At 71.1% G+C, this 24,935-nt stretch carries 25 protein-coding genes; 5 read left to right on the top strand and 20 right to left on the bottom strand.

The window, feature by feature from the left end; genetic code table 11:
* Positions 1 to 76: 76 nt before the first annotated feature.
* From ACFYXC_RS33465 to ACFYXC_RS33450, 4 genes are all read right to left on the bottom strand, one after another.
* Positions 77 to 1,429 (bottom strand): NADH-quinone oxidoreductase subunit D, encoded by a 1,353-nt coding sequence (locus ACFYXC_RS33465; RefSeq protein ID WP_388921877.1) that lies wholly within the window; start codon positions 1,427 to 1,429, stop codon positions 77 to 79.
* Entirely contained in the window at positions 1,426 to 2,196 is a 771-nt protein-coding gene (locus ACFYXC_RS33460) for an NADH-quinone oxidoreductase subunit C (RefSeq protein ID WP_388921874.1), read from the bottom strand. The genes ACFYXC_RS33465 and ACFYXC_RS33460 overlap by 4 nt, the downstream gene beginning before the upstream one ends.
* On the bottom strand, positions 2,193 to 2,747 hold the full coding sequence (locus ACFYXC_RS33455; RefSeq protein WP_018528252.1) for an NADH-quinone oxidoreductase subunit B family protein: 555 nt from the start codon (positions 2,745 to 2,747) through the stop codon (positions 2,193 to 2,195). The genes ACFYXC_RS33460 and ACFYXC_RS33455 overlap by 4 nt, the downstream gene beginning before the upstream one ends.
* Positions 2,748 to 2,813: 66 nt before the next feature.
* The gene (locus ACFYXC_RS33450; RefSeq protein WP_033319564.1) at positions 2,814 to 3,173 is read right to left on the bottom strand and encodes an NADH-quinone oxidoreductase subunit A; all 360 of its coding nucleotides are present in this window, start codon (positions 3,171 to 3,173) and stop codon (positions 2,814 to 2,816) included.
* A gap of 788 nt (positions 3,174 to 3,961) precedes the next feature.
* Here ACFYXC_RS33450 and ACFYXC_RS33445 point away from each other — a divergent pair.
* Positions 3,962 to 4,807, top strand: coding sequence for a C40 family peptidase (locus ACFYXC_RS33445; RefSeq protein ID WP_389555931.1), 846 nt, complete (start codon positions 3,962 to 3,964; stop codon positions 4,805 to 4,807).
* Positions 4,808 to 4,924: 117 nt separating this feature from the next.
* Here the strand turns inward: ACFYXC_RS33445 and ACFYXC_RS33440 are convergent, their stop codons facing one another.
* Complete coding sequence (locus ACFYXC_RS33440) at positions 4,925 to 6,190, bottom strand: geranylgeranyl reductase family protein (RefSeq protein WP_388921965.1); 1,266 nt, start codon at positions 6,188 to 6,190, stop codon at positions 4,925 to 4,927.
* Positions 6,191 to 6,435: 245 nt separating this feature from the next.
* Between ACFYXC_RS33440 and ACFYXC_RS33435 the strand changes: the two genes are divergently transcribed.
* Positions 6,436 to 6,942 carry a GNAT family N-acetyltransferase gene (locus tag ACFYXC_RS33435; protein WP_389555930.1) on the top strand — a complete coding sequence of 169 codons (507 nt, stop codon included), beginning with the start codon at positions 6,436 to 6,438 and terminating at the stop codon, positions 6,940 to 6,942.
* Positions 6,943 to 7,045: 103 nt separating this feature from the next.
* Entirely contained in the window at positions 7,046 to 7,384 is a 339-nt protein-coding gene (locus ACFYXC_RS33430; protein WP_389555928.1) for a PASTA domain-containing protein, read from the top strand.
* Here the strand turns inward: ACFYXC_RS33430 and ACFYXC_RS33425 are convergent.
* The 4 genes from ACFYXC_RS33425 to ACFYXC_RS33410 all read right to left on the bottom strand — a co-directional run bounded on the left by ACFYXC_RS33425 (position 7,377) and on the right by ACFYXC_RS33410 (position 12,089).
* Complete coding sequence (locus ACFYXC_RS33425; RefSeq protein ID WP_388921861.1) at positions 7,377 to 8,084, bottom strand: demethylmenaquinone methyltransferase; 708 nt, start codon at positions 8,082 to 8,084, stop codon at positions 7,377 to 7,379. The two genes, ACFYXC_RS33430 and ACFYXC_RS33425, sit on opposite strands and share 8 nt — an antisense overlap.
* A 93-nt stretch (positions 8,085 to 8,177) precedes the next feature.
* The gene (locus ACFYXC_RS33420; protein WP_389555926.1) at positions 8,178 to 9,293 is read right to left on the bottom strand and encodes an acyltransferase; all 1,116 of its coding nucleotides are present in this window, start codon (positions 9,291 to 9,293) and stop codon (positions 8,178 to 8,180) included.
* Complete coding sequence (locus ACFYXC_RS33415; protein WP_389555924.1) at positions 9,293 to 11,587, bottom strand: bifunctional polysaccharide deacetylase/glycosyltransferase family 2 protein; 2,295 nt, start codon at positions 11,585 to 11,587, stop codon at positions 9,293 to 9,295. Before ACFYXC_RS33415 ends, ACFYXC_RS33420 begins: the two co-directional genes overlap by 1 nt.
* 19 nt (positions 11,588 to 11,606) lie before the next feature.
* Positions 11,607 to 12,089 (bottom strand): hypothetical protein, encoded by a 483-nt coding sequence (locus tag ACFYXC_RS33410; RefSeq protein WP_389555923.1) that lies wholly within the window; start codon positions 12,087 to 12,089, stop codon positions 11,607 to 11,609.
* Positions 12,090 to 12,396: 307 nt separating this feature from the next.
* On the opposite strand from ACFYXC_RS33410, the gene ACFYXC_RS33405 reads away from it, so the two are divergent.
* The gene (locus ACFYXC_RS33405; RefSeq protein WP_389555922.1) at positions 12,397 to 13,419 is read left to right on the top strand and encodes a chitinase; all 1,023 of its coding nucleotides are present in this window, start codon (positions 12,397 to 12,399) and stop codon (positions 13,417 to 13,419) included.
* 334 nt (positions 13,420 to 13,753) lie between these two features.
* On the opposite strand, the gene ACFYXC_RS33400 is transcribed toward ACFYXC_RS33405, so the two are convergent.
* The 4 genes from ACFYXC_RS33400 to ACFYXC_RS33385 all read right to left on the bottom strand — a co-directional run bounded on the left by ACFYXC_RS33400 (position 13,754) and on the right by ACFYXC_RS33385 (position 19,280).
* Positions 13,754 to 14,209 (bottom strand): hypothetical protein, encoded by a 456-nt coding sequence (locus ACFYXC_RS33400; RefSeq protein WP_389555921.1) that lies wholly within the window; start codon positions 14,207 to 14,209, stop codon positions 13,754 to 13,756.
* 4 nt (positions 14,210 to 14,213) lie between these two features.
* Positions 14,214 to 15,413: a cyclic dehypoxanthinyl futalosine synthase gene (gene mqnC / locus ACFYXC_RS33395; RefSeq protein ID WP_389555920.1), complete on the bottom strand. Its 1,200-nt coding sequence runs from the start codon at positions 15,411 to 15,413 to the stop codon at positions 14,214 to 14,216.
* A 71-nt stretch (positions 15,414 to 15,484) separates the two neighbouring features.
* Positions 15,485 to 16,243: a prepilin peptidase gene (locus ACFYXC_RS33390; protein ID WP_389555918.1), complete on the bottom strand. Its 759-nt coding sequence runs from the start codon at positions 16,241 to 16,243 to the stop codon at positions 15,485 to 15,487.
* Between the two features lie 7 nt (positions 16,244 to 16,250).
* Complete coding sequence (locus tag ACFYXC_RS33385; protein WP_389555916.1) at positions 16,251 to 19,280, bottom strand: BTAD domain-containing putative transcriptional regulator; 3,030 nt, start codon at positions 19,278 to 19,280, stop codon at positions 16,251 to 16,253.
* A gap of 234 nt (positions 19,281 to 19,514) precedes the next feature.
* Here ACFYXC_RS33385 and ACFYXC_RS33380 point away from each other — a divergent pair, with 234 nt between their 5' ends.
* Positions 19,515 to 19,832: a hypothetical protein gene (locus ACFYXC_RS33380; RefSeq protein ID WP_388921832.1), complete on the top strand. Its 318-nt coding sequence runs from the start codon at positions 19,515 to 19,517 to the stop codon at positions 19,830 to 19,832.
* Between the two features lie 41 nt (positions 19,833 to 19,873).
* Here the strand turns inward: ACFYXC_RS33380 and ACFYXC_RS33375 are convergent, their stop codons facing one another.
* The 7 genes from ACFYXC_RS33375 to ACFYXC_RS33345 form a co-directional block, all read right to left on the bottom strand.
* On the bottom strand, positions 19,874 to 20,347 hold the full coding sequence (locus tag ACFYXC_RS33375; protein ID WP_388921962.1) for a pilus assembly protein TadG-related protein: 474 nt from the start codon (positions 20,345 to 20,347) through the stop codon (positions 19,874 to 19,876).
* A gap of 61 nt (positions 20,348 to 20,408) precedes the next feature.
* On the bottom strand, positions 20,409 to 20,834 hold the full coding sequence (locus tag ACFYXC_RS33370; RefSeq protein WP_389555914.1) for a TadE/TadG family type IV pilus assembly protein: 426 nt from the start codon (positions 20,832 to 20,834) through the stop codon (positions 20,409 to 20,411).
* Positions 20,835 to 21,284, bottom strand: coding sequence for a TadE family protein (locus ACFYXC_RS33365; RefSeq protein ID WP_389555913.1), 450 nt, complete (start codon positions 21,282 to 21,284; stop codon positions 20,835 to 20,837). It abuts the gene before it with no gap.
* A 40-nt stretch (positions 21,285 to 21,324) separates the two neighbouring features.
* On the bottom strand, positions 21,325 to 21,576 hold the full coding sequence (locus tag ACFYXC_RS33360) for a hypothetical protein (RefSeq protein ID WP_055509289.1): 252 nt from the start codon (positions 21,574 to 21,576) through the stop codon (positions 21,325 to 21,327).
* 60 nt (positions 21,577 to 21,636) lie between these two features.
* On the bottom strand, positions 21,637 to 22,572 hold the full coding sequence (locus tag ACFYXC_RS33355; RefSeq protein WP_389555911.1) for a type II secretion system F family protein: 936 nt from the start codon (positions 22,570 to 22,572) through the stop codon (positions 21,637 to 21,639).
* Positions 22,569 to 23,534, bottom strand: a complete 966-nt coding sequence (locus ACFYXC_RS33350) for a type II secretion system F family protein (protein ID WP_389555968.1) — start codon at positions 23,532 to 23,534, stop codon at positions 22,569 to 22,571. Before ACFYXC_RS33350 ends, ACFYXC_RS33355 begins: the two co-directional genes overlap by 4 nt.
* Positions 23,535 to 23,619: 85 nt before the next feature.
* Positions 23,620 to 24,930, bottom strand: coding sequence for a CpaF family protein (locus ACFYXC_RS33345; RefSeq protein ID WP_388921820.1), 1,311 nt, complete (start codon positions 24,928 to 24,930; stop codon positions 23,620 to 23,622).
* Positions 24,931 to 24,935 lie beyond the last annotated feature (5 nt).

The raw sequence follows: 24,935 nt of genomic DNA, 5'->3' as shown, positions 1-24,935 counted from the left end.
AGGCTGATGCCCTGGGGCCGCGGCCCCTGCTGCTGTGAGCCCTGTGGCTGTACGCCCTGCTCGGAAGGAGTGGTGGTCACCGGTCGACGCCTCCCATCACGGGGTCGATGGACGCGACGGCGACGATGACGTCGGCGACCTGGCCGCCCTCGCACATCGCCGCCATGGCCTGCAGATTGGTGAAGGACGGGTCCCGGTAGTGGACCCGGTAGGGGCGGGTGCCTCCGTCGGACACGGCGTGCACGCCGAGTTCCCCCTTGGGTGATTCGACGGCCGCGTACGCCTGTCCCGGCGGGACGCGGAAGCCCTCGGTCACCAGCTTGAAGTGGTGGATCAGGGCCTCCATGGAGGTGCCCATGATCTTCTTGATGTGGTCGAGCGAGTTGCCGAGACCGTCGGGGCCGAGCGCGAGCTGGGCGGGCCAGGCGATCTTCTTGTCGGTGACCATGACCGGACCCGGCTCCAGCCGGTCCAGGCACTGCTCGACGATCGCGAGCGACTGCCGCATCTCCTCCAGACGGACGAGGAAACGCCCGTAGGCGTCGGCGGTGTCCGTGGTCGGGACGTCGAAGTCGTACGTCTCGTAGCCGCAGTAGGGCTGGGCCTTGCGCAGGTCGTGCGGGAGGCCCGCGGACCGCAGGATCGGCCCCGTGGCACCGAGGGCCATGCAGCCGGTCAGATCGAGGTGGCCGACGTCCTGCATACGGGCCTTGAAGATGGGGTTCCCGGTGGCGAGCTTGTCGTACTCGGGAAGGTTCTTCCGCATCTTCTTCACGAATTCGCGGATGTGGTCGACCGCGCCCGGCGGCAGGTCCTGGGCGAGCCCGCCGGGCCGGATGAACGCGTGGTTCATGCGCAGGCCGGTGATGAGTTCGTAGATGTCGAGAATCAGTTCACGATCACGGAAGCCGTAGATCATGATCGTGGTGGCGCCGAGCTCCATGCCGCCGGTGGCGATGCACACCAGGTGCGAGGAGAGTCGGTTCAGCTCCATCAGGAGCACCCGGATGATCGTCGCGCGGTCCGGGACCTGGTCCTCGATGCCGAGGAGCTTCTCGACGGCGAGACAGTACGCGGTCTCGTTGAAGAAGGACGTCAGGTAGTCCATGCGCGTCACGAAGGTGGTGCCCTGGGTCCACGTCCGGTACTCGAGGTTCTTCTCGATGCCGGTGTGCAGGTAGCCGATGCCGCAGCGGGCCTCGGTGACCGTCTCGCCGTCGATCTCCAGGATGAGCCGGAGCACGCCGTGGGTGGACGGGTGCTGAGGGCCCATGTTGACGACGATGCGCTCGTCGTCGGCCCTGGCCGCGGTCTGGACGACCTCGTCCCAGTCGCCGCCGGTGACCGTGTAGACGGTGCCCTCGGTGGTCTCCCGCGCGGAGGCCGACTGCGCGCTCGGTGACTGTGCGCTCGGTGACTGCGTGCTCATGAGTACGACCTCCGCTGGTCCGGAGCCGGGATCTGGGCGCCCTTGTACTCGACGGCGATGCCGCCGAGGGGATAGTCCTTGCGCTGCGGAAAGCCCTGCCAGTCGTCCGGCATCATGATCCGCGTCAGCGCCGGGTGACCTTCGAAGACGATGCCGAAGAAGTCGTACGTCTCGCGCTCGTGCCAGTCGTTGGTCGGATAGACCTCGACCAGGGACGGGATGCGCGGGTCGCTGTCCGGGGCACTGACCTCGAGGCGGATCAGCCGGTTGTGGGTGAGCGAGCGCAGGTGGTAGACGGCGTGCAGCTCGCGGCCCTTGTCCTGCGGGTAGTGGACCCCGCTCACTCCGGTGCAGAGCTCGAAGCGCAGGGCCGGGTCGTCGCGCAGGGTCCGGGCGACCTGGAGCAGGTGCTCGCGCTCGATGTGGAAGGTGAGCTCGTCGCGGTCGACGATCGTCTTCTCGATCGCGTTCTCCGGGACCAGGCCCTGTTCCTCCAGGGCGCCTTCGAGTTCGTCGGCGACCTCGTCGAACCAGCCGCCGTACGGGCGGGCGGCCGGGCCGGGCAGGCGGATCGAGCGGACCAGGCCGCCGTATCCGGAGGTGTCCCCGCCGTTGTCCGCGCCGAACATGCCGCGCTGGACGCGGATCTCCTCGCCGCCGTCGCCTCGCTGGCCCGGGAGGTTGGAGGCGCCGAGGTCCTTGTCGGGGTTGGGGCGGTCCGCCGCCCCGCCCGTGCCGTTCGTGGCGTTGCCGTTCGCGTCGCTCACCGCAGCAGCCCCTTCATCTCGATGGTGGGGAGCGCCTTGAGCGCCGCTTCCTCCGCCTCGCGGGCCGCTTCCTCGGCGTTCACCCCGAGCTTGGAGGACTGGATCTTCTGGTGGAGCTTGAGGATCGCGTCCATCAGCATCTCGGGCCGCGGCGGGCAGCCGGGCAGGTAGATGTCGACGGGGACGATGTGGTCGACGCCCTGCACGATCGCGTAGTTGTTGAACATGCCGCCCGAAGAGGCGCAGACCCCCATGGAGATCACCCACTTGGGGTTCGGCATCTGGTCGTAGACCTGCCGCAGGACCGGCGCCATCTTCTGGCTGACCCGGCCGGCGACGATCATCAGGTCGGCCTGCCGCGGCGAACCGCGGAAGACCTCCATGCCGAAGCGCGCCAGGTCGTAGCGGCCGGCGCCCGTCGTCATCATCTCGATGGCGCAGCAGGCGAGGCCGAACGTTGCGGGAAAGACGGACGACTTGCGCACCCACCCCGCGGCCTGCTCGACGGTGGTCAGCAGAAAGCCGCTCGGCAGCTTTTCTTCGAGTCCCATGCTCAATGGCTCCTCTGTCCCCTATACGGGGCTCAGTCCCTTGCGGGGGTCAGTCCCATGCGGGGTTCAGTCCCATTCCAGGCCGCCGCGCCGCCATACATACGCGTAGGCGACGAAGACGGTGAGCACGAAGAGCAGCATCTCCACGAGCCCGAAGACCCCGAGCGCGTCGAAGGTGACGGCCCAGGGATAGAGGAAGACGATCTCGATATCGAAAATGATGAAGAGCATCGCCGTCAGGTAGTACTTGATGGGGAACCGCCCGCCGCCCGCCGGCGTGGGGGTCGGCTCGATTCCGCACTCGTAGGCTTCGAGCTTGGCCCGGTTGTATCGCTTTGGACCGATAAGCGTGGCCATGACCACGGAGAAGATCGCAAAGCCTGCCCCGAGGGCTCCCAGTACGAGGATGGGCGCATACGCGTTCACCGCTCCTCGCTCCTCTCAGTCGGCATTGACTGCTGGCGGTTGCACTGGGCGTCGCCCCTGCTTCACGTGCCCCACGGCCTTCGTGCGGCGCGCGGGCTCCGAGCGGCTCCTCGAAGATCGCGCACATGTGAAGCAGGTCACAAGCCCAACTGCCCCGCATCCTATGCCTGCGGGTCTGTGATCTGCGACACGGGGTGCGACAACGTCTTTGTGATCTCCACCACCCGGCGAAGGATCATGAAGTCGGATGAGTGCCGATCTTCGTACGAGAAGCGTCCGAGTGATCACCAGAGGTGACAATTTCGCTCGTCGTCGCTGGTAGGAGCCTTGGCGCTCTATCAAGGCCTTGGAGCGCAAGGCAAATTGGCGCTGGACGGGGGCGCTTGATAGAGGAACTCGTTCACACGTCGGGGGGAGTTGGGACGTCCGCTGTGGACGACTCGGGCGCGTGCATCCGTTCACGAGCGGAGGGCGGCACAGAGGGTGGCGCGGAAGGGATGCCGAACCGGCCCTCCTCCCTCCCCACGATCCGCGCGCGTGACGCGGCCCCCAGGGCCATCGTTCCGTGACGTGCGTCACATCGGTAACGGGCCGGAAACAACCGGGCTTGGCCAACCGCCCCAACCAGTGGTAGGCGAGGGGCAATTCGGACGTAACTCGAAAAGCCCATGATCACAGGCGTGCCGGGCGCTGTCCGCAATGCCCGTTACGGCGTCAATAAGGGGCGCTGCGGCAGGGATTCGGACGCCCATTGAACAATTGTGGCGCACCACACGTTTCTTGAAGGTATGGAGGAGCCCCTGATACCGGTTGTCCCTATGTCCCACACCGCTCACATACGCAGCCACCGGAAACCCCGGCCTCGCAGCAGTTCGGCGCTCGCGATGCGCGCCGGAGTTGCCGGTGGCGTCCTCGGCACCCTGGCAGTGGCCGGTGCCGCCGGAACGGCCAACGCGGCCGAGCCGGTGACCCAGACCATCGAGCTGCCCACCCTCACGGCCGACATGACCGCTCAGGTCGCCGAGTCCGCGGAGGTCACCCAGCAGGCCGCGGCCGACTACCAGCTGCGCGCCGAGCGTGACGCGGCTGCCGCGAAGGCCGCGAAGCAGGCCAAGGCGGACCTCGCCGACGCCAAGAAGAAGGCCGAGGCCAAGGAGAAGGCCGAGGCGGCCCGCAAGGACGCCGCTGAGCGCGCCACACGCTCCGCCGGCCGGACGACCCTCACAACGGCCTCGACGGCCTCGACGGCCGCCAGCAACGACGCCGTGGCTCCCGCCAGCGGCAGCGTCGCGACCGTCATCTCCTTCCTGCGGGCCCAGGTCGGCGACGCGTACGTCATGGGTGCCACCGGCCCCGACGCGTGGGACTGCTCCGGCCTGGTCCAGGCCGCGTTCAAGCAGGTCGGTGTCGACCTGCCACGCATCTCCCAGGACCAGTCCGTGGCCGGCACCCAGGTCTCCCTGTCCAACCTCCAGGTCGGCGACATCCTGTACTGGGGCGGCGCAGGCTCGGCGTACCACACGGGCGTCTACATCGGTGGCGGCCAGTACCTGGACGCGGCGAACCCCTCGAAGGGCGTCGTCATCCAGGACCTGTCGGGCTACCCCGCGGACGGTGCGGTGCGGGTTCTCTGACCCCCGGTCCCGGGTGCTCCGTGTGTGGGCACCCGACCTGAACACCGCGACGGGCCGCTCCCCCTGCCGGGGAGCGGCCCGTCCGTGTGCCCCACGAGACGGGTGGGGCCGCCGGGTCTATGCCTTCGGGGCGACCTTCGAGAGGCCGTTGATGATGCGGTCCATCGCGTCGCCGCCCGTCGGGTCCGTCAGGTTGGCGAGCATCTTCAGGGTGAACCTCATCAGCATGGGGTGGGTCAGGCCGCGCTGGGCGGCGATCTTCATGACCTTCGGGTTGCCGATGAGCTTCACGAAGGCCCGGCCGAGCGTGTAGTAGCCGCCGTAGGTGTCCTTGAGGACCTTCGGGTAGCGCTGCAGGGCCAGTTCGCGCTGGGCCGGGGTCGCGCGGGCGTGGGCCTGGACGATGACGTCGGCGGCGATCTGTCCGGATTCCATGGCGTAGGCGATGCCCTCGCCGTTGAAGGGGTTCACCATGCCGCCCGCGTCGCCGACGAGCAGCAGGCCCTTCGTGTAGTGCGGCTGGCGGTTGAAGGCCATCGGCAGGGCGGCCCCGCGGATCGGGATCGTCATGTTCTCCGGGGTGTAGCCCCAGTCCGCCGGCATCGAGGCGCACCACGCCTTGAGGACCTCGCGCCAGTCCAGCTCCTTGAACGAGGACGAGGTGTTGAGGACGCCCAGGCCGACGTTGGACGTGCCGTCGCCCATGCCGAAGATCCAGCCGTAGCCCGGCAGCAGGCGGTCCTCGCCGGGGCCGCGGCGGTCCCACAGCTCCAGCCACGACTCCAGGTAGTCGTCGTCGTGGCGCGGGGACGTGAAGTACGTACGGACGGCGACGCCCATCGGGCGGTCCTCGCGGCGGTGCAGGCCCATCGCCAGGGACAGCCGGGTCGAGTTGCCGTCGGCGGCGACGACCAGCGGCGCGTGGAAGGTGACGTCCCGCTTGTCCTTGGAGTCGGCGTCACCGAGTTTCGCGTGCACGCCCGTGATGCGGCCGGTGCGGTCGTCGACGACCGGGGCGCCGACGTTGCAGCGCTCGTAGAGGCGCGCGCCGGCCTTCTGGGCCTGCCGGGCGAGCTGCTCGTCGAAGTCGTCGCGCTTGCGGACCAGTCCGTAGTCCGGGTAGGAGGCGAGTTCCGGCCAGTCCAGCTGGAGACGGACCCCGCCGCCGATGATGCGGAGCCCCTTGTTCCGCAGCCAGCCGGCCTCCTCCGAGATGTCGATCCCCATGGAGACGAGCTGTTTGGTGGCGCGGGGCGTCAGTCCGTCGCCGCACACCTTCTCCCGCGGGAACGCGGTCTTCTCCAGGAGCAGGACGTCCAGTCCGGCCTTGGCCAGGTGGTACGCCGTGGTGGAACCGGCCGGCCCGGCCCCGACGACGATCACATCGGCGGAGTGTTCGGAGAGGGGCGCCGAGTGGGCGGGGAGAGGCGCGGAGTGTTCGGAGAGGGGCTGGGACGGGGACTCGGTCACGGCGGGGTCTCCCCAAGTCTCGAAGGCTCGACATCTGTGCGTGCGGTCTGTGCGTGCGACGTTCTGTGCGTGCGAAGTCCTGAAATCCGCGTGCTGACGGGCACGGGACATGGGCAGTCTATGCAGCGGTACTGATCACCTGTCTGAAGGGCTGCCCCGTGAACCGAGCTCTCCCCGTGGTACACCTGCGCGTCCCCACCGACGAGGACGCCTTCGCCTGGCACCGGGTCTTCGCCCACCCGGACGTGATGGAGTTCCACGGGGGCAGGTCCGCCGAACTGTCCGTCTACGAGGAGCTGACCGCCCGGCAGCGCCGGCACGACGCCGAGCACGGCTTCTGCTTCTGGACCGTGCTCGACGAGGAGGAGCAAGTCCTCGGTTTCACCGGCGCCCAGCCGTGGCCGCACGAGTGGGGCCCGAAGGGCGAGATCGAGATCGGCTGGCGGCTCGGCCGCGAGCACTGGGGCAAGGGATACGTGACCGCGGCCGCGCGGGCCACGCTGGAACGGGTGCGTGCGACGGGCGTCACCGGTGTGGTGGCGATGGTGAACGCCCGCAACGAACGCTCGATCGCCGTGACCAGACGCCTCGGCATGGAGCTCGCCGAGACGTTCACGACGCCCAAGTCCGACCAGTTCGGACACTGCTACCGGCTGGCCCTCTGACGGCCACCGGCTCGCCCTCCGACGGGCACCGGCCCGGCCCCCCACGCCTTCCGGCGGGGCCCGGCATGGGCTTACCCTGCCGGTACCGCTGGGGGTGACGTCTGTGCGCATTCCACGCAAGACACCCGATGTGCGCGTACCGCGGCTCGTAGGTCTGATGGCCGTCGACGCGCGCGAGACGGCCGAGGCGCGCGGGGTGCTGCTCGCCGCCCCCGACCGGCCCGACTTCGACCTGACCGTCGTCGACTACGTCGTACGCCAGTACCCGCTGCCCGGTTCCGAGGTGCCGCGCGGGGCGGTCGTGACGGTGTGGTTCGACTTCGGCGAGGGTGAGGGCGGCGGGGGCGCCGGGGTGCGCGAACCACGGCTGCCACGGCCTCCGTCGGGCGGACTGCAACGCGAACTCGACGCCCCGGGTGACCCCTGTGAGCTCCTCAGATGAGCGGTTGGCTCCGCTTGTGGCCGCGGTGCAGCGCGACGATCCCGCCGGTGAGGTTCCGCCAGGCCACCTTCGACCAGCCGGCCCCGGTCAGGCGCGCGGCGAGGGCGGGCTGGTCGGGCCACTCGCGGATCGACTCGGCGAGGTAGACGTACGCGTCGGGGTTCGAGGAGACCGCGCGGGCCACCGGCGGCAGGGCGCGCATCAGGTACTCGGTGTAGACGGTGCGCAGCGGCGTCCAGGTCGGGTGCGAGAACTCGCAGATCACCACGCGTCCGCCGGGCTTCGTCACCCGGTACAGCTCCCGCAGCGCCGCGTCCGTGTCCTGCACGTTGCGCAGGCCGAAGGAGATCGTCACCGCGTCGAAGGTGTCGTCCTTGAACGGCAGCTTCGTGGCGTCGCCCGCGGTGAGCGGCAGCCAGGGGTGGTTCTTCTTGCCGACCCGGAGCATGCCGAGGGAGAAGTCGCAGGGGACGACGTACGCACCCGTGCGCGCGAAGGGCAGCGAGGAGGTGGCGGTGCCCGCCGCGAGGTCGAGGATCTTCTGCGCGGGCCGCGCGTCGACCGCCTTCGCGACCTCCTTGCGCCACACACGGTCCTGGCCGAGCGACAGCACGTCGTTCGTCAGGTCGTAGCGTTCCGCGACGTCGTCGAACATGGAGGCGACTTCGTGCGGCTGCTTGTTCAGGGATGCGCGGGTCACGGGCCCATTGTGGCAGTACGGACCGGGCCGCCCCACGGCACCCGGCCCGTACGCCGGCCGTTCAGATCGTTCCGGTGCGCTTCGAGGGATCCCTCAGGGGAGCAGTCTCGGCTTCTTCCCCGCCGCCACGTCCTCCACCCACCCGCACAGCAGCACGAAGACGGCGATGAGGACCCAGCCGACGCCGAACAGGAACCACTGGCTCTCCAGCGGCAGGTACGCCTCGAACGCCGGGACGTTCCAGAACAGGTCGATCAGCGGGACGGCGAGGATCAGCGCGATCTCGTGCCACAGATAGAGGGTGACGGCCCGGGCGTTGAAGATCCGCACGAGCCGGTCGAGGCGGCCGTGGCGGGCGAGCCACGCGAAGTCGATGCCGAAGCGGTCCTTCGCGTACATCAGCGGGGTCACGTACCCCGCCGACCAGAACGCCTGCGCGTACGGGATGTCGTCGAGGTCGTACGAGCCGGTGCCGGCCTGGTGCGTGAGGGCGTACCAGCCGCCGTACCCCAGGGCGGCGAGCGAGAGGACGACGACGGCGGACGGCGTCAGCCGGCGCAGGACCCCGTCGCGGTGCGCGAAGCCGAGGATCCAGCAGAACAGGTACGTGGCCAGGTCGGTCAGCCCGGTCCCGAAGCGGTTGTCCGGCGGCTCCCACCCGAACTGGAGGACCACGATCGGGGCGAGCGACAGCCCCAGCACCGCGACCGGGGCCGACCGGAAGATCCGCAGCAGCAGAGGGGAGAGCAGGACGAACCAGAGGTACGTCCGCAGGTACCAGACGATCTCCCACGCCTGCTCGCCCCACGCGTCGCCCGGCGGATCCCCGAGCGGCACGATCCAGTGGACGATCTGCCATCCGGGCATCCAGCCGTGCACCAGCATCGCGACGACGACGAAGAATCCCCAGCACCAGAAGGGCGGCAGCAGCCGGCGCAGTCGGCTCCTGAGCACGCCGGGGGCGGGCCGCTCCAGGGACTTCGCCATCAGGGTCCCGGCGAGCGCGAACATGATGCCCATGGACGGCAGGACCATGCCCGCCCAGGCCCACCCGAAGGTGTGGTAGGCGACGACCCGGACGAGGGCGACGGCCCGCAGGGTGTCGAAGTACCGGTCGCGGCCCCCGGCCGCCCGCGCCCGCGACGGGGACGGGGACGGGGCGGGCGGCGCGGCCACCGGGAGGCGGTCGCCCCTGCGGTGGGAGCCCATCAGCCCGCTCCGGCCGGCGTACCGACCTCCCCCGTGCGCTTCAGCTTCTGCCAGCGCAGCCGGCCGCCGGTCAGAGCCGTGACGCAGGAGTGGATGAGGACGAGGTACATCATCTGCCGGTACGCGAGCTGCTGCAGCGGCATCATCAGCAGGTACCGGTACTTCTCCCGGTCGAGCCGGAACGCGTACGCCGCGCAGACGAGCTGCACGCACAGGACGGCCAGCCAGGCGAGCAGCGACGCCCTGAGGTCGATGAAGATCATCGAGTAGAGGGTGAACACGTCGATGAGCGGGGCGAAGACGGGCGTGACGATCTGGAAGACCACCACCAGCGGCATGCCGACCCGGCCGAAACGGCCCGAGGGCCCCCTGTCCGTCAGGGACCCGCGGTGCTTCCACAGCGCCTGCATCGTCCCGTACGACCACCGGTAGCGCTGCGACCACAGCTGCTTGAGGGAACCGGGCGCCTCGGTCCACGCCTTGGCGTGCTCCTGGTAGACGACCCGCCAGCCCTCCCGGTGCAGGGCGATGGTGATGTCGGTGTCCTCGGCGAGCGTGTCCTCGCTCATCCCGCCGACCGCGAGCACGGCCTCCCGGCGGAAGGCGCCGATCGCGCCCGGGATGGTGGGCATGCAGCGCAGCAGGTCGTACATGCGGCGGTCGAGGTTGAAGCCCATCACGTACTCGATGTGCTGCCAGGCGCCGATGACCGTGTTCCGGTTGCCGACCTTGGCGTTGCCCGCGACCGCGCCGACACCGGGGTCGGCGAAGGGCTGCACCAGGTGGCGTACGGTGTCCGCCTCGAAGACCGTGTCGCCGTCCATCATCACGACGATGTCGTGACTGGCGTTGCGCACCCCGTTGTTGAGGGCGGCGGGCTTGCCCGCGTTCTCCTGGCGGATGACGCGCACGTTCGGCATGCCGAGCGCCTCGGCGATCTCCCTGGTGCCGTCCGTGGAACCGTCGTCCACGACGATGATCTCGATCGGATGGGTGCTGCGCGCCAACGACTTCAGGGTGTTGGCGATGCACTCCTTCTCGTTGTACGCGGGCACGATCACGCTGACCGGGCGGGTGACGGGCGGTCCCCAGCTGAACCGGCGCCTGTTGCGTCGGCGGTGGTGCCTGCGGGCGAGGACCAGCATCATCCCGAAGCGGCCCATGACGGCGACGCCCACGACGGCGAGTCCGACCGCGAGGCCCGGTACGGTCCACTCGGCGACGGCGACCGCCGCGACGAGGGCCTTGCCCTCGTAGAGGGTGGTGCCGGTGGCGGTGTGGTGGGCGGTCTGGAGGCCGTCGCCCCCGGCTCCGGCGGCCCCCTGACCCCGCGGGCCGCCGGGTGCCTGCCCCCCGGGCTGCGCGCCCGCGTCCGCCTGTTGCTCCTCCGCGTCCGCCTGCTGCTCCTCGGCGTCCGCCTGCTGGATGGCGCCGCTGATGGTGGTGAAGGTGTAGCCCTTCGCCTTCATCTTCTCGATGTACGTGCCGAGCGCCGCGACCGTCTGCGAACGTTCGCCGCCCGCGTCGTGGAAGAGGACCGAGGCCCCCTCGTTCTTCGACGGCGTGGCCCACTCGATGATCTTCGAGACGCCGGGCCGTTTCCAGTCGTCGCTGTCGGTGTCGACGAAGACGCTGGTGTAGCCCTGCGCGCCGAGCTTCTTGTAGACGGGCCAGCTGTAGTTGTCGATGGCGTCCGTCTGCGAGGAGTACGGAGCCCGGAACAGCGTCGTCGTGATGCCCGCCGCGCCCGCCAGGGCGAGCTGCGTCTGTGCCATCTCCCGCTCGATCCGGGTGTCGCTCTGGTACGAGAGGTCGACGTGCGTGAAGGTGTGGATGCCGATCTCGTTGCCCTGGTCCACCAGGTCGTCCACGATGTCCGGGTAGCGCGAGACCATCGAGCCGACCACGAAGAACGTGCCCGGGACGTCGTTCTCCTCCAGGATCTTCAGGATCTGCGGCGTCCAGGTGGGGTTGGGGCCGTCGTCGAAGGTGAGCGCGATGGTCTTCTCCGGGACGGACCGGGTCTGCGCCTGCCCGTCCCTGAAGGACAGGATCGGCCCGCCGTCGATGACCTTGTCCGGGACCTTGCTGGAACTGGCGTTGCTGCGTACGCGCTCGTCGCCGCCGACCTCGGCGCGCAGATAGCCGTCGAGCAGCAGCACGCTGGTGAGCGCGAGGAGGATCAGCAGGGCGAGGACGACACGCGGCTTCTGCAGCGCGGCGGCCCGGCCGGCGGCCCGGGTCATCCGGGAGGGCGCGCGCCGGCGGCCGCGCGGGGGCGTCGTGGTAGCCATGGGTGTGGGTGCGTTCCGGTCAGTTGGCGGCCGCGGCGGCGGACGAGGCGGAGGCAGAGGGGACGGCGGCGGGGGCCGACGGGGCGGCGGTGGGGGCGGCGCCGTTCGGTACGCCGGAAGGGGCGGCGCCCGTCGGCAGACCCGAGGGCGGGGCGCCGGTGGGGCGCGCGGGCGGGCTGCCGGTGCCGCCCTGCGGCTGGAGTCCGCCGCCGGGGCCGGAGTTCTGGCCGCCGTTCGGGCCGCCGCCTCCGAAGGGCAGCAGCGAGGACGGGGTGAGCGAGGGGCCCCAGCCCATGAACGCCATGCCGAGCACGACCGCGTATCCGACGCAGACGGCGCCGAGGAGCAGGCCGATTCTGCGCAGCAGCCTGGCCCTGCGCCCGGAGGTGTCGACGAACACGGGACCGTCCGCGGACCCGTCGGACCCGGCGGACCCGTTGCCGCGTTTGCGGCGGCGGCCGCGCACGGTTGCGCGGGATTCGATGGCAGGCTCGGAATGCATTCCCCGGATATTAGGGAGCCTTTATGTGACCGAAACTCTGATTCTGTTGTGAGCCGGCCATGAGAAACGCCCGGTCCTGTCTTTTCCCTGAGAGAGTCACCGATCGCGGGACGGGCCGAGGGCCACCGAGAGGATGCCCAATGTCCGGGTATCACCGCCCTGTTGGCCCCAAAAATTCGTTGTGCCCCACCGGTTTCCCATGGATCGGCTGTCTTCGTGCGGCAGGGGTGTTCGTGAGACATTTCCCCTCCGGAAGCGCACTGTGTTTCCGGGTCGAGACAGACATCACGAGAGTGGAGCAAGCGCGATGAGGAATTTCCTGAAGCCGGCCGCCGGGCTCTTCTGCGTGATCGCCCTTGCCTGCGCGGGGTGTTCCTCGGGTACGGACGGATCCGGCGGCTCGTCGTCCACCAGCCGGGCGTCGGACGGCGCGTCGCCCTCCGCGAGCGCGCCGGTCACCGGGTACGCCCCGTACGTCAGCGCCACCACCGCCTCCGGCAACGACTCAGCCGGGTCGCCCTCGACGTACAACCTGGCGTTCGTCATCGCGGACGGCAGCTCCTGTACGCCGAAGTGGAACGGTACGACCGCGATCGGCGACTCCGCGGTGGTGTCCCGCATCTCGGCGCTGACCGAGTCCGGCGCCGCCGTGCGGGTCTCCTTCGGCGGGGCCTCCGGCAAGGAGCTGGCCTCGGCCTGTGACAGTGCCTCGGAGCTGGCCGACGCCTACGGGAAGGCGCTCGACGCCGCGGGGGCAACGCGGGCCGACTTCGACGTCGAGGGCGAGCAGTTGACCGACTCCGGCTCGGTCGCGCTGCGGTCGGAGGCGATCGCGCTGCTGCAGGAGGAGCGTGACGACCTGGAGGTCACCTTCACCCTGCCCGTCATGCCGTCCGGGCTCGACGAGGACGGGGTCGCGCTGCTGGAGTCCGCCAACGACCACGGGGTCGAGGTGTCCACGGTCAACATCATGACCATGAACTACGGCAGCACGTACGACGGGGACATGGGCGACTACGCGCAGACGTCGGCCGAGGCCGCCCACGACCAGGTGGAGGAGGTGTTCGGGCTGTCGGACGAGGGGGCGTGGCGGGGGCTCGCCCTCACGTCGATGCTCGGTGTCAACGACGTGGACAACGAGACGTTCTCGCTGTCGGACGCGGCGCAGGTCCGGTCTTTCGCGGAGGAGAAGGGGGTTGCGTGGGTGTCGATGTGGTCCACGTTCCGGGACCAGCCGTGTGACGGCGGCTCCGCCGCTGACGACGCGGCGACGGATTGCAGCGGGGTCGCCCAGACGGCGGGGGCGTTCGCGACGGCGCTCACGGGCTGACGCGCGGGGTCGCCGGACATCCGCGGCTCCGGTGCGCGCGGCCTGCGCAGTTCCCCGCGCCCCCTGAGCCCCCGGGTGCGGGCCCGCTGTGGCTGATCGCGCTGTTCCCCGCGCCCCTGAAAAGACACGGGTGCGGACCCGTCGTGGCTGAGCGCGCAGTTCCTCGCGCCCCTGAAAAGACGAGTCCGCCGTGGCTGAGCGCGCAGTTCCCCGCGCCCCTTGAAAGACGGGTCCGTCGTGGCTGGCCTGGGCTTTTAGGGGCGCGGGGAACTGCGCGGCCAGCCCCCACCGGGCCGCAGCCGAACCCGCACGACCAGCGGAGCTGCCGGCGGGGCTATCGGCGGCGGTGGACCAACCGCCCTCCGCACACCGTCGCCACGCACGACCCGTCCTCCGTGAAGACCGCCAGGTCGGCCCGGCCCCCGGCGACAATCGTCGCGGGGGGCCGGGCCGCCGCCAGCACCAGCAACCCGTTGCGCTCGGCGGCAGCCCTCAGCCCGGGCTCGGTCACAGACTCCGCCGGCACCGCCACCGCCCCGCGCGTCAGAACGGCATGCACCCGCTCCCGCGGCGTCGGCGCCCCCGGCAGCACCCCCTCGTGCACCAGCCCGGGCCCCAGCACCCCGGGCCACCGCCGCACCCGCGCAGCGGGGAACCGTTCCCGGAGTTCGGCCGAGGAGCCCGTCGCGGCGACCCGGTCCCCCTCCACGGCGACGGCCCCGCCGGGAACGGCGCCGGTGCCGTCCCAGGTGAGGCGCAGCTCGTCCGCGACGTGGATCGTCAGTGTCACGGCGTCAGTTGGACGCGAGCAGCTTCAGCTCGGGATGCGCGGTCCCGCCCTCGATCGCGGTCGACGAGATGTGCGACTGGACCCGCTCGTCGACGGGGTCGTTCGCCGGGTCGTCGTGCACGACGAGGTGCTCGTACGTCGTGGCCCGCTGCGCCGGCACCCGCCCCGCCTTGCGGATGAGGTCGATGATCTCCATCCGGTTCGACCGGTGCTTGGCACCCGCCGACGAGACGACGTTCTCCTCCAGCATGATCGAACCGAGGTCGTCCGCGCCGTAGTGCAGCGAGAGCTGGCCGACCTCCTTGCCGGTGGTCAGCCACGAGCCCTGGATGTGGGCGACGTTGTCCATGAAGAGCCGCGCGATGGCGATCATGCGCAGGTACTCGAAGAGCGTGGCCTGCGTACGACCCTTGAGGTGGTTGTTCTCGGGCTGGTACGTGTACGGGATGAAGGCGCGGAAGCCGCCCGTCCGGTCCTGCACGTCACGGATCATCCGCAGGTGCTCGATGCGCTCGGCGTTGGTCTCGCCGGTGCCCATGAGCATGGTGGACGTGGACTCCACGCCCAGGTTGTGCGCGGTCTCCATGATCTCCAGCCACCGCTCGCCGCTCTCCTTCAGCGGGGCGATGGCCTTGCGGGGCCGCGCGGGCAGCAGCTCGGCGCCGGCGCCGGCGAAGGAGTCGAGCCCGGCCGCGTGGATGCGCGTGATGGCCTCCTCCACGCTCACCTTGGAGATGCGGGCCATGTGCTCGACCTCGCTCGCCCCCAGGCTGTGGATGACGAGCTGCGGGTACGCCGCCTTGATCGCGGCGAAGTGCTCCTCGTAGTACTCCACGCCGAAGTCGGGGTGGTGGCCGCCCTGGAACATGATCTGCGTGCCGCCCAGCTCGACGGTCTCCGCGCACCGGCGCAGGATGTCGTCCAGGTCGCGCGTCCAGCCCTTGGCGGTGTCCTTCGGCGGGGCGTAGAACGCGCAGAACTTGCACGCCGTGACGCAGACGTTCGTGTAGTTGATGTTCCGCTCGATGATGTACGTCGCGATGTGCTCCGTACCGGCGTACCGGCGGCGGCGCACGGCGTCCGCGGCGGCGCCCAGCGCGTGCAGCGGGGCGTCGCGGTAGAGGTCGAGCGCCTCTTCGGGGGTGATCCGCCCACCCTCGGCGGCACGGTCGAGGACGGACTGGAGGTCGGCCTTCTCGGTCACCGGAGCGGTCCCTTTCATGGGGGTGTGGACAGACTGATCCAGCGTACGCCAGCCGTTCCCCGCCCCCGACGTCAGGCCGCGTAGGCCCCGATGAGCAGCCCCGTGAAGGCTCCGGCGATCAGGAACGGGCCGAAGGGGATGGACGTTTTGCGCCCGGCCCGGCGGGCGACGACCAGGGCCATCCCGTACAACCCGCCGAACAGGAACCCCGCGAAGGTGCCTAGCAGCACGGTCCCCCAGCCGTACCAGCCGAGGACCGCGCCGAGACCGAGGGCGAGTTTCACGTCCCCGAAGCCCATGCCGGTGGGGTTGACGAGGAAGAGGACGAAGTAGCCGGCGCCGAGGGCCAGGGCCCCGTACAGCGCGGTCGGCCAGTTCCCGGCGTGCTCGGGGGCCACCGCGGCGCCCGCGAGCAGGGCCAGCGCGGCGCCCGCCAGGGGCAGCGTCAGCACGTCCGGCAGGCGCTGCACCCGGAAGTCCACGACGGCCAGGAGTACGCCGAGGGGCGCGAGCAGCAGCCAGACCGCCAGCTCGGGCCGGGTCCCGGTCGCCGCGGCGAGGGCTCCGCAGACGAGGGCGGTGGTGACGGACACGAGGGGGCTGCTCGGGCCGTACGCACGCCCGCCGCCGCAGTCGGGGCAGCGCGCCGGGCCGATCCAGCCACCGCCCCGGCCGCCGATGAGGTGCCCTTCCGGACACCGGGTCGCCCACGGCTCCTCGGGGGCCACCGAGAAGCGGTACGCGGCGCGCGGCACGAACAGACCGGCGACGCCGCCCCACAGGGCGGCGCCGGCGATCAGCAGCAGGTCGTACATCTGGAGGCCGCTCATCGGCGGTTCATCCCACGGCGGCGACGCCGCTGCGCCAGGTCGGCAGCAGTTCGTCGAGGAGTGCCTCGGTCCGCGGCGGCAGCCCGCGCGCCCCGCTGCGCGAGACCAGGTCGGCCGCGAGTCGCTTCAGCCGGTCGCTGTCGCCGGTCGCGTGCGTGGCGCGCAGCAGCTCGTGCCACAGCCGCTCGTCGCCGGGCGCGGAGCCCAGCGCCGCGTCGAGCGCCTCGATCGCCTTCTCCGCGCGGTTCTTCTCCAGGTGGAACGCGGAGAGGGCGAGCCCGATGTCCGCGACCAGCAGCGGGAGCTGGGCGTCGATGATCTCGTGGGTCAGCCAGCCGTAGCGCCCGGCGGGCCGCTCGGCGAGCAGCGGCCCCCGGACCAGGACCAGCGCGTCGGTCAGCAGACGCCCGCGCACCGCACGGCTGTCGGTGCCACGGCCCTGGGTCGCCTCGTGGTACAGCGACCGCAGTACGTCCAGGTCGGACACGACGGACTTGGCGAGCTTGAGCCGCCCGGTCGCGTCGGCGGCGAGCCGCGGCGTGCCGTCCGGGTCGCTGCCGAGCCAGCCGCGCAGCCGCTCGACGAGTGCGTCCCGCACGTCGTCCGTGACCCCGCGCGGCCACAGCGCGGAGGACAGCACCCGGGGATGCACCCCTTCGCGGTGCAGGAGCAGCAGGGCCAGCGCCTCGTGCAGCAGCGGGCTGCGCTCCCCGTCCGGCGTCTCCAGCCCGATGATCTCGTACGGGCCGACGAGCCGCGCGTACACCGCGGGACGCCCCTGCTCGCTGATGTCGACGAGGAACGGCGGTGTGGTGGTGGGCCGGTCGTCGTCGCGCTCGGGATCGGCGTCGGTGAACAGCTCGACGACGGCGCGCTGCTGGGACACGGGGAGGAGCTGCGCGTCGAGTTCGAGGCCGAGGAGCGGCGCGAGGAGCTTGCCCTCGCTGGTGATCTCCATCTCCCAGGCGGCGCCTGGCAGGTCGCCCGAGTCGGTGCCGACGAGGTAGCCGATGCCCAGCCGGCCGGCGTCCGCGGCGAGTTCGGCGAGCTTGACGGCGTCCTCGGCGGACGGCTCGGCGGCCAGCAGCACCAGGTGCGGGGCCCAACGGGTGTGCTGGGCCGGGCCCGTGCGCCCGGTGAGGACCGAGTCCTGGCCGGCCGCGCCGAGCGCGCCGCGCCGCTGCCGCGTCTCCGCCTCCATGGTCTCGACGAGCGCCTCGATGTCGTCGAGGTGGCGCAGCCGGTTGGGTGCGAGCGGCGTCAGGTCCTCGCCGAAGCCGACGAGGGTGATGGTCATGCGGTCGGACCAGCCGTTGGTGGCCAGCTCGGCGGCCACCGAGGCGAACACACCGGCCCGGTCCTGCTCGCGGCCGCTCAGCGAGACGATGCCGGGCACGGACTCCAGGTTGAGCAGCAGCCGCGAGTCGTCCATCGTGCCGAGACTGACGAGACCGGGGTACGGGGCTGCCGTGTCCACGTCCTCGTACCGCTCGGCGTCGGCGCGGGCCAGCATCCAGAACGTCTGGTCCTGCCCGAGCTGCCACGGCGTGGGCGGCCTGCCGGCGGGCTGGGCGAGCTGGAGGTGCAGGTCGCCGTTGCCGCTCAGCCAGGCCGCGTACACGGTCGGCAGCGGACGGGACTCGCCCGCGAGCGACGCGGCGAGCCCGCGCAGCGAACGGTCCAGCAGGCGTACGCCCTCGGGATCGGCCCCCGCCAGCAGCGCGTCCTGCGCGTCGGCGGCGGCGCCGGTGGGCGTCGGCGGCTCCATGCCGCGGCGCCCGCCGACGGCACCGAGCGCGGACTGCCACAGCGCCTGGCGGCGACGCCGGCCGAGGGCGCCGAGGAGGCCGGCGGCGAGGAGGGGCGCGCCGAGGAGGGCCTCGGGCAGCCCGAACCCGCTGCCTTCACCGGCCGGGGGCGCGGCATGCTCCTGCCCGCCCTGCCCCTGCTGCCCGGACTGATCGTGCCCCTGCCCCTGTCCGGGGCCGGGCCGCTGCTCGGGGAGGCTGATGTGGGCGGTGTCGCGATCCAGCGTGCCGGACCCGCCGCCCTGCCGGTCGCCGCCCTGCTGGTGCGCGCCGCCGGTCCTGGCGTAGTCGGAGATCTGCCGCTGGACCTCCGGGGAGACCTTCGGGGCCTCGTCGGGCATCTCGACCAGTTCGCCGCCGCGGGCGTCGCCGGGCATCTCCATGATCCAGCCGGGCCGGATGAGGCTGGCCTCGGAGAGCTTCGAACCGTCGGGCTGCGTACGGTCCTTGTTGAGCTGGTAGATCTCCTTGTACCGGCGCCCGTCACCGAGGTGGCGCTCCGCGACCTCCCAGAGCGAGTCGTGGTGGCGGCCCTCCGGAGGCTGGATCCGGTAGAACTTCGTGTCCCCCTCGGACGCCCGGGCGCCGCTGCCGCCCTCCGCGTGCGCGGCGGCGCCGGCGGCCTGCTCGGCCAGCGCGGCGGCGCTCGCGGCGGCCTGCTCCCGCTGCTGTCCCAGCAGCCCGCCCGGGGTCTGCTGGGCCGCCGCGGCGGCGGCCGGCCGCTGGTTCCCCTCCAGCTGCCGGCCGAGCTGCGACAGCCCCGGTGTGAAGCTCGCCGCGGTCGCGCCGACCAGCAGCAGCGCGGCGACGAGCTGGCGCGCGAGCAGCTGGCTCGGGCCGGCGCCGGGCACCCGGTTCGGCAGTCCGACACCGGACAGCGCGGCCTTCACCTCGACGAGCACGCAGGCGGTGAACTGGGCCCAGGCGAACCAGACGACCACGGTCAGCACGTTGATGAACGTGTCGACGGTGATCTCCTGCTGGAGCCACTCCACCTTCGGCGCCCCGGAGGGCAGCGGCCAGCCCATCTGGGTGGCGAGCACCCCGGGCACGCCGACGAGCAGCACGAGGAGGGCGACGAGGGCGAGGAACGCCTTGACGAAGTCCCCCGCCGTGCGGCGGCGCCCCGGCAGGGGCTGCGGCGTCCGGTTCCTCGGACCCGGCGAGCCCGGCGACCCGGACGAGCCGGGCGGGCCTCCCGGCGAGTTGGAAGTGGTACGTCGCGCCATGGCGGATGTCCTGAAGTCGTGTGTGGAGGGAGATACGGGGAGAGAGTGGGGGTGTACAGAGCCTACTGAGATCCTATTGAGACTGTCGAAGGGCCAGCAGGGGCGAGTCCGTCGCCACACGCCCACTTCGGCACCGCCTGTCCGCTAAGCCGCGGTTGTCCGCCCTGACCCGGACACCACCACCGTTACCGTTACCGCCACCGCCATCGCGGAGAACCACGGAGAGGATCCGACATGGGAAAGCCCGACCTCGCACTGCCGCTCAGCGATCTCGAGGACTACGGCTCCCGGTTGCGGGACATCAAGTCGCGGATGAACCACACCAAGAAACTCTTCGAGTCCTACCGGGACGACATCGGTGACGGTGGTGTCTACGACAAGCTGGAGGACTTCGAGTCCAACTGGGAGGACGGCCGCGAGGACATCAACCAGCAGCTGGACGCCCTGGCCCAGATGTCCGAGGCGATCGTCCGCGAGTTCAAGAAGCTCGACGACGACCTGGCGAAGCAGGTGTCCGAGGGCGTCAAGTCCGAGGACAAGGGCGGCAAGTAGCCGCCTCGTCCCGCACGGGGCGGACGTCCGGCCCAGGCGCCTCAGCCGACCTCGTTCTCCGCCACCGCCCGGCCCCGGACCGTCACGTCGCCGCCGTAGAACAGGCCGGTGAAGACCGGGGAGTAGGTGAGCTGGACCTCCACCTCGACCTGGTCGGCGTCGGCGGCGACGCAGTTCGTGGCGGCCGTGTCGGCATTGGTCATGCCCATCTCCTGGGCGAAGGCTTTCACCCGGGCGCCGCAGTTCTCGAAGAGGATCGGGGCCCCGCCGTCCTCGTTCTGGTACAGCTCTTCGAGGTCCACGTCCTGGGCGGCGTACCGGGCGGCCTGTTCGGCGATGTCGGCGGCGCGTTCACGCTTGGAGATGGACAGGCCGCCGTCGATGACGAAGGCCGACAGGGACAGGAACACCAGCGCGAAGATGATCACCGCGCCCGCGCCGGAGCCCCGGTCGCCGAGGCGGTCGCGCCGCACGGCCACCCAGCCCCGCAGGCCGTCGCGCGAGCCACCGCGCAGGCCGTCGCGCGGGGTGCCCCTCTCACGTCCCACGGCGTCCGCCGCGTCTGCCGTCACGTCGTCACGCCTTCCTCTTGAAGGGGTCCAGCGGGGACGTGAACGACGCCGTCAGGCGGGTCGGTACGTCCAGGCCGAGCATCGCCAGGCCCCGCACCTCACAGCTGACCTCCACGGTGAAGAGGTCGGCGTCCTCGAAGCCGGCGCTGGTCTTGTTCACCGACACCGGCCCGGCGCAGACGTCCCCCAGGTCGGCGTCCGCCGCCTTCTGGGCCTCCGCCATCGCCGAGCCCTCGTCCCGCTGGAGCGAACCGGAGCGGGCCGCGTCGCGGGCGGCCCCGTCGATCGCCCCGCGTCCGTCCACCAGTTGCCCGAAGGCCACCAGCACCAGGATGAAGAGGATCATCACCGGGGCGAGGATCACCACCTCGACCGTGGACAGTCCCCGGTCAGCGGCCGCGCGCACGGCCTCACGTACACCTGGGCGCATCTAGTTCTCGCCCTCCTCGACGAACCGCTCCACCGGCCCCACCGACTGCGCGTGCACGGTCAGGTCGAAGCCCGGGAAGACCGACGGCACCTTCGCCGTGATCTCCACACCGACCGTGTTCTGGTCCGGCTGGAGCAGCTTCACGTCAGGGCCGAGCACCAACTGCGGTCCCAGCTGGGCGATGTAGCTGTCCACGACGTCCCGCGCCTCGCCGCGCCACGCGCCCGGCGACGCGTCGGCCGTGGCACGGGCCTTGCGGGCGCCCGCCTGGGCCGCCGCCTGGGCCACGTGGTCGGCGAAGAAGTACAGCGCGAACTGCACCGTCGCGAAGATCATGAAGAAGAGGACGGGCGTCAGCAGCACGAACTCGATCGCGGTCATGCCGGAGTCGCCGCGGGCGGAGGCGGCCTCCACCCTGCGGCGTACCCAGCGTCGTACGCTCACGCTCACCTGCGACCCCGTATGCGAGAGAGAAGGAATTGCGGCGTGATCAGCAGGTGCTGCCCGCGTCCGCGCCCTTGATGCAGTCGCCGACCTTGTTGGCGCCGTCGCTGAGCGCGGCGTTGATGATCGCGGCGACCACGCCGACGATCGCCACGACGACCGCCGAGATGATGACCCACTCCACCGCGGACGCACCGCGGTCGAGTTCGCCGGAGCGGGCGCGCTGCACCCGGCCCTGGAGGAAGGTGATCAGGAAGTCCACCCCCGGGATCCCGGTGCTGTAGTTCCGTCCGTTCATGGTGAGTTGTCCTCTCAAGACAGTTCGGGGCAGTGCAACAGCGGTTGTGGGTTGGCGGATTCAGACCTGGAACACGCGCATCGCCGCCGGGAAGATCAGGAAGACCAGGAACCCGGCGCAGAGCAGCAGCTGCGCCACGAGCATCGACTGCGACTTCTCACCGGCGCTGCCCTCGATCTCGGCGAGTTCGCGGTGCCGCATCGTCTCGGCGCGCGAGGCGAGCGACTCGCGCACCTTCGCGCCGTCGTCCGCGACGAGGGCCAGTGAGGCCGACAGGTCCTTGAGCTCCTCCACCCCGATCTCCTCCCCCAGCGAACCGAGGGCCTGCCACTGGCTGATGCCGGTGATCCGGGCGTCCGCGAGCGCGTTGCGGATGCGCTGTGTGGCCCAGCCGTCGGAGACCTCGGCGGCGGCCATCAGGGCCTCCGGGAGACCGCGGCCGCCCGCCAGGCTCATCGACACGAGGTCCAGGTACGCGCCGATCACGCGCCGCAGGTCGCGCCGCTTCTCGGCCGCGTCCCGCCGCACCTCCAGGTCGGGCAGGAAGAAGAAGACGAGCGCGCAGAGCAGGGCGAGCCAGACCGGGATGGCGGGGCTGTCGCCGAAGCCGAGCGTCCACACGACGGCGAACAGGAACGGCCCGAAGAACAGGCCCGCGGCGCCCAGCAGCGCCTTCGTCGCGAGGAAGTTCTCCCAGCTCCGGTCGAGCACCGACAGGTCCGCCCGCAGCGAGTGCTGCTCCCAGCCCTGCTGCAGGTAGAACTCGGCGACGCGCCGGCCCACCCGGGCCCGTACGCCGCCGAGCCGTCCCCCGGGGTCGCTGTCGGAGGTGCGGTGCGCGGACTCGTACGCCGCTCCCCGTGCCCTCATCGCGTCGATGCGCGCGACCTGGGCGACGGCGCTGCGGCTGGTCGGCATCAGGGCCCGGACCAGGGCGTAGACGCCGAGGCCCAGTACGGCACCGACCAGGACGGGCAGGGTCAGGGTGGAGTTCATCGGCGTACCCCCTCCTCCGGCGACGACTGCGGGTGGGACGGTGCCGGGGACTGGGCGGCCGACGGCGTACGCGGCCGGACGAACCGGACCGACGACTCGTCCCGCACCAGGAACCGCTCCGGCGTCTCGATGGTCGACAGCTTCCGCAGCCACCAGAAGCCGAGCGCGAACAGACCGCAGACACACGCGAGTACGAGCTGTCCGACGGCCGTCCCGTACGGCTCGACGAACTCGCGGTTGAAGATGGACAGGCCCAGCACGAAGGCGATCGACACGGCGACGACGATCTGCACCGAGCGCCGGGTCGAGGCCCGCTGGGCCATCACGCGCTGGCGCATGTCGACCTCCTCGCGCGCCGACTTGGCGAGCGCGCCGAGGACCTGGCGCAGACCCGGGCCGCGCAGGCGGGCGTTGAGGATCAGCGCGGCCACGATGATGTCGGCGGACGCGTCGTCGATCTCGTCGGCGAGCTGCTGCAGGGCGTCGGGCAGCGGCGTACGCGAGCGCAGCCGGTCCACGAGGGCGTCGAGGTGCGGGCGCAGGACGGGCGCCGCGGCGCGTGCGGAGGCGGGGATGGCCTGTTCCAGGCCGACCGCGCCCGCGATGGTGTCGCGCAGCGACTCCGTCCAGGAGGCGAGGGCCTCCACGCGGCGCATGGCGGCCTTCTCCTCGGAGGCGCCGCCGAAGAGCTTGTCCCAGAAGAAGACGAGGACGGCGGTCGCGAGGCCGGCGACGGCCCACCGGGTGAGCAGCAGGACGACGATGCCGGCGCCCGCGGCGATGGACCCGCGCTGCCCCGCGAACCGTGCGAGCTCGGAGGCGCGTGCGCTCGCCTTCTGCTTCTCGTGCTCGGGCTTGGCGGGCAGTCCGCGGACCGCGACGGCGAGCAGGGCGAGGCCGCCGCCCACCGCGACGCCGCACGCGAGCGCGTACAGGACCGTCGTGGAGAACAGTCCGCCCATGGAGCCGAGCGAGTCGAGAGCGGCGAGGGTCACGGTCGGCGCGGCCGTGATCGGATCACTCGTGCTCGGTGCGGCCATGATCAGGTCACCCCCAGTTCCCGCCGGGCAGGCGATAGCCGTGCTGGATCAGGTCTTCGAGGCAGGCGAGGGGCGCGTGCGGCACGACGCGGCCGTCCGGTGCCTCGGCGAACACCTCGCTGGACAGGACGCGTCCGTCGACGCCGTTGACCTCGCGGATGGAGGTGACCATGCGCTGGAGCCGGCCGCCCGTCTGGTAGTCGTTGCGCCGCTGGATGAAGACGACGAAGTTGACCGCGCCCGCGACGAGCATCTGGCTGGCCTCGATGGGCAGGCGCTCGGTCGCCTGGAGCGCGTACGTGGAGATGCGGTTGAACACCTCGCTGGAGCTGTTGGCGTGGATCGTGGACAGTGAGCCGTCGTTGCCCTGCGACATCGCGTTCAGCATGGTCACGATCTCGTCGCCGAGGACCTCGCCGACGATGACGCGCGAGGGGTTCATACGCAGCGACCGGCGGACCAGTTCCGCCATCGAGATGGTGCCCTGGCCCTCGGAGTTGGGCAGCCGCTCCTCGAACGCCACGACGTTCGGGTGCAGGTCGGCGAAGGTGTCGAGCCCCAGTTCCAGGGCGCGTTCGACGGTGATGAGTCGTTCGTGCGGCGGTATCTCGTTGGCGAGGGCGCGCAGCAGCGTCGTCTTGCCGGCGTTGGTGGCGCCCGCGATCATGATGTTCTTGCGGGCCCGGACCGCGCAGGCCAGGAAGTGCCCGACCTCGGGGGTGAGCGTTCCGTTGCCGACGAGGTCCGACATGAAGACCTTGCCCATGCGCGCGCGGCGGATGGACAGCGCGGGCCTGCGCGTCACGTCCATGACGGCGGACAGGCGCGAACCGTCCGGCAGCCGCAGGTCGAGCTGGGGGTTCGCGGAGTCGAAGGGCCGGGAGGACAGGCCCGAGTAGGCGCCGAGGATCTGGATCAGCTCGATGAGCTCCTCGTCGGTCTCGGCGACGGGATCGCCCCTGACCTCCTCGCCGTTGGCGTAGCCGACGAAGACCTGGTCGTACCCGTTGATGTCGATGTTCTCGACCTCGGGGTCGTCGAGCAGCGGCTGGAGCCGGCCGACGCCGAAGAGCGCGGCGTGCACGGCGGCCGCGTACTGCTCCTCGGTCTCGGCGTCCAGCGGCGTACGCCCGGAGTTGATCTCCGTACGGGCGTGGTCCTCCAGGATCTGGGCGATGACGGCGCGCGCGTACTGCCGCTCGTCCTCGTTGGACATCGGCGTGACGCCGGAGACCTGGTCGAGGCGGCGCTGCTCGGCGATCCGGTCACCGGCCTCCTGCCGGAACCGCTTGACCAGCTGGTGGTCGACAGCGGTCATCGGCC

Source organism: Streptomyces sp. NPDC002701 (assembly GCF_042889045.1).
GTDB lineage: Bacteria > Actinomycetota > Actinomycetes > Streptomycetales > Streptomycetaceae > Streptomyces.
The sequence above is the reverse complement of the archived record's forward strand: the minus strand, read 5'-3'. Positions and strand labels throughout refer to the sequence as shown.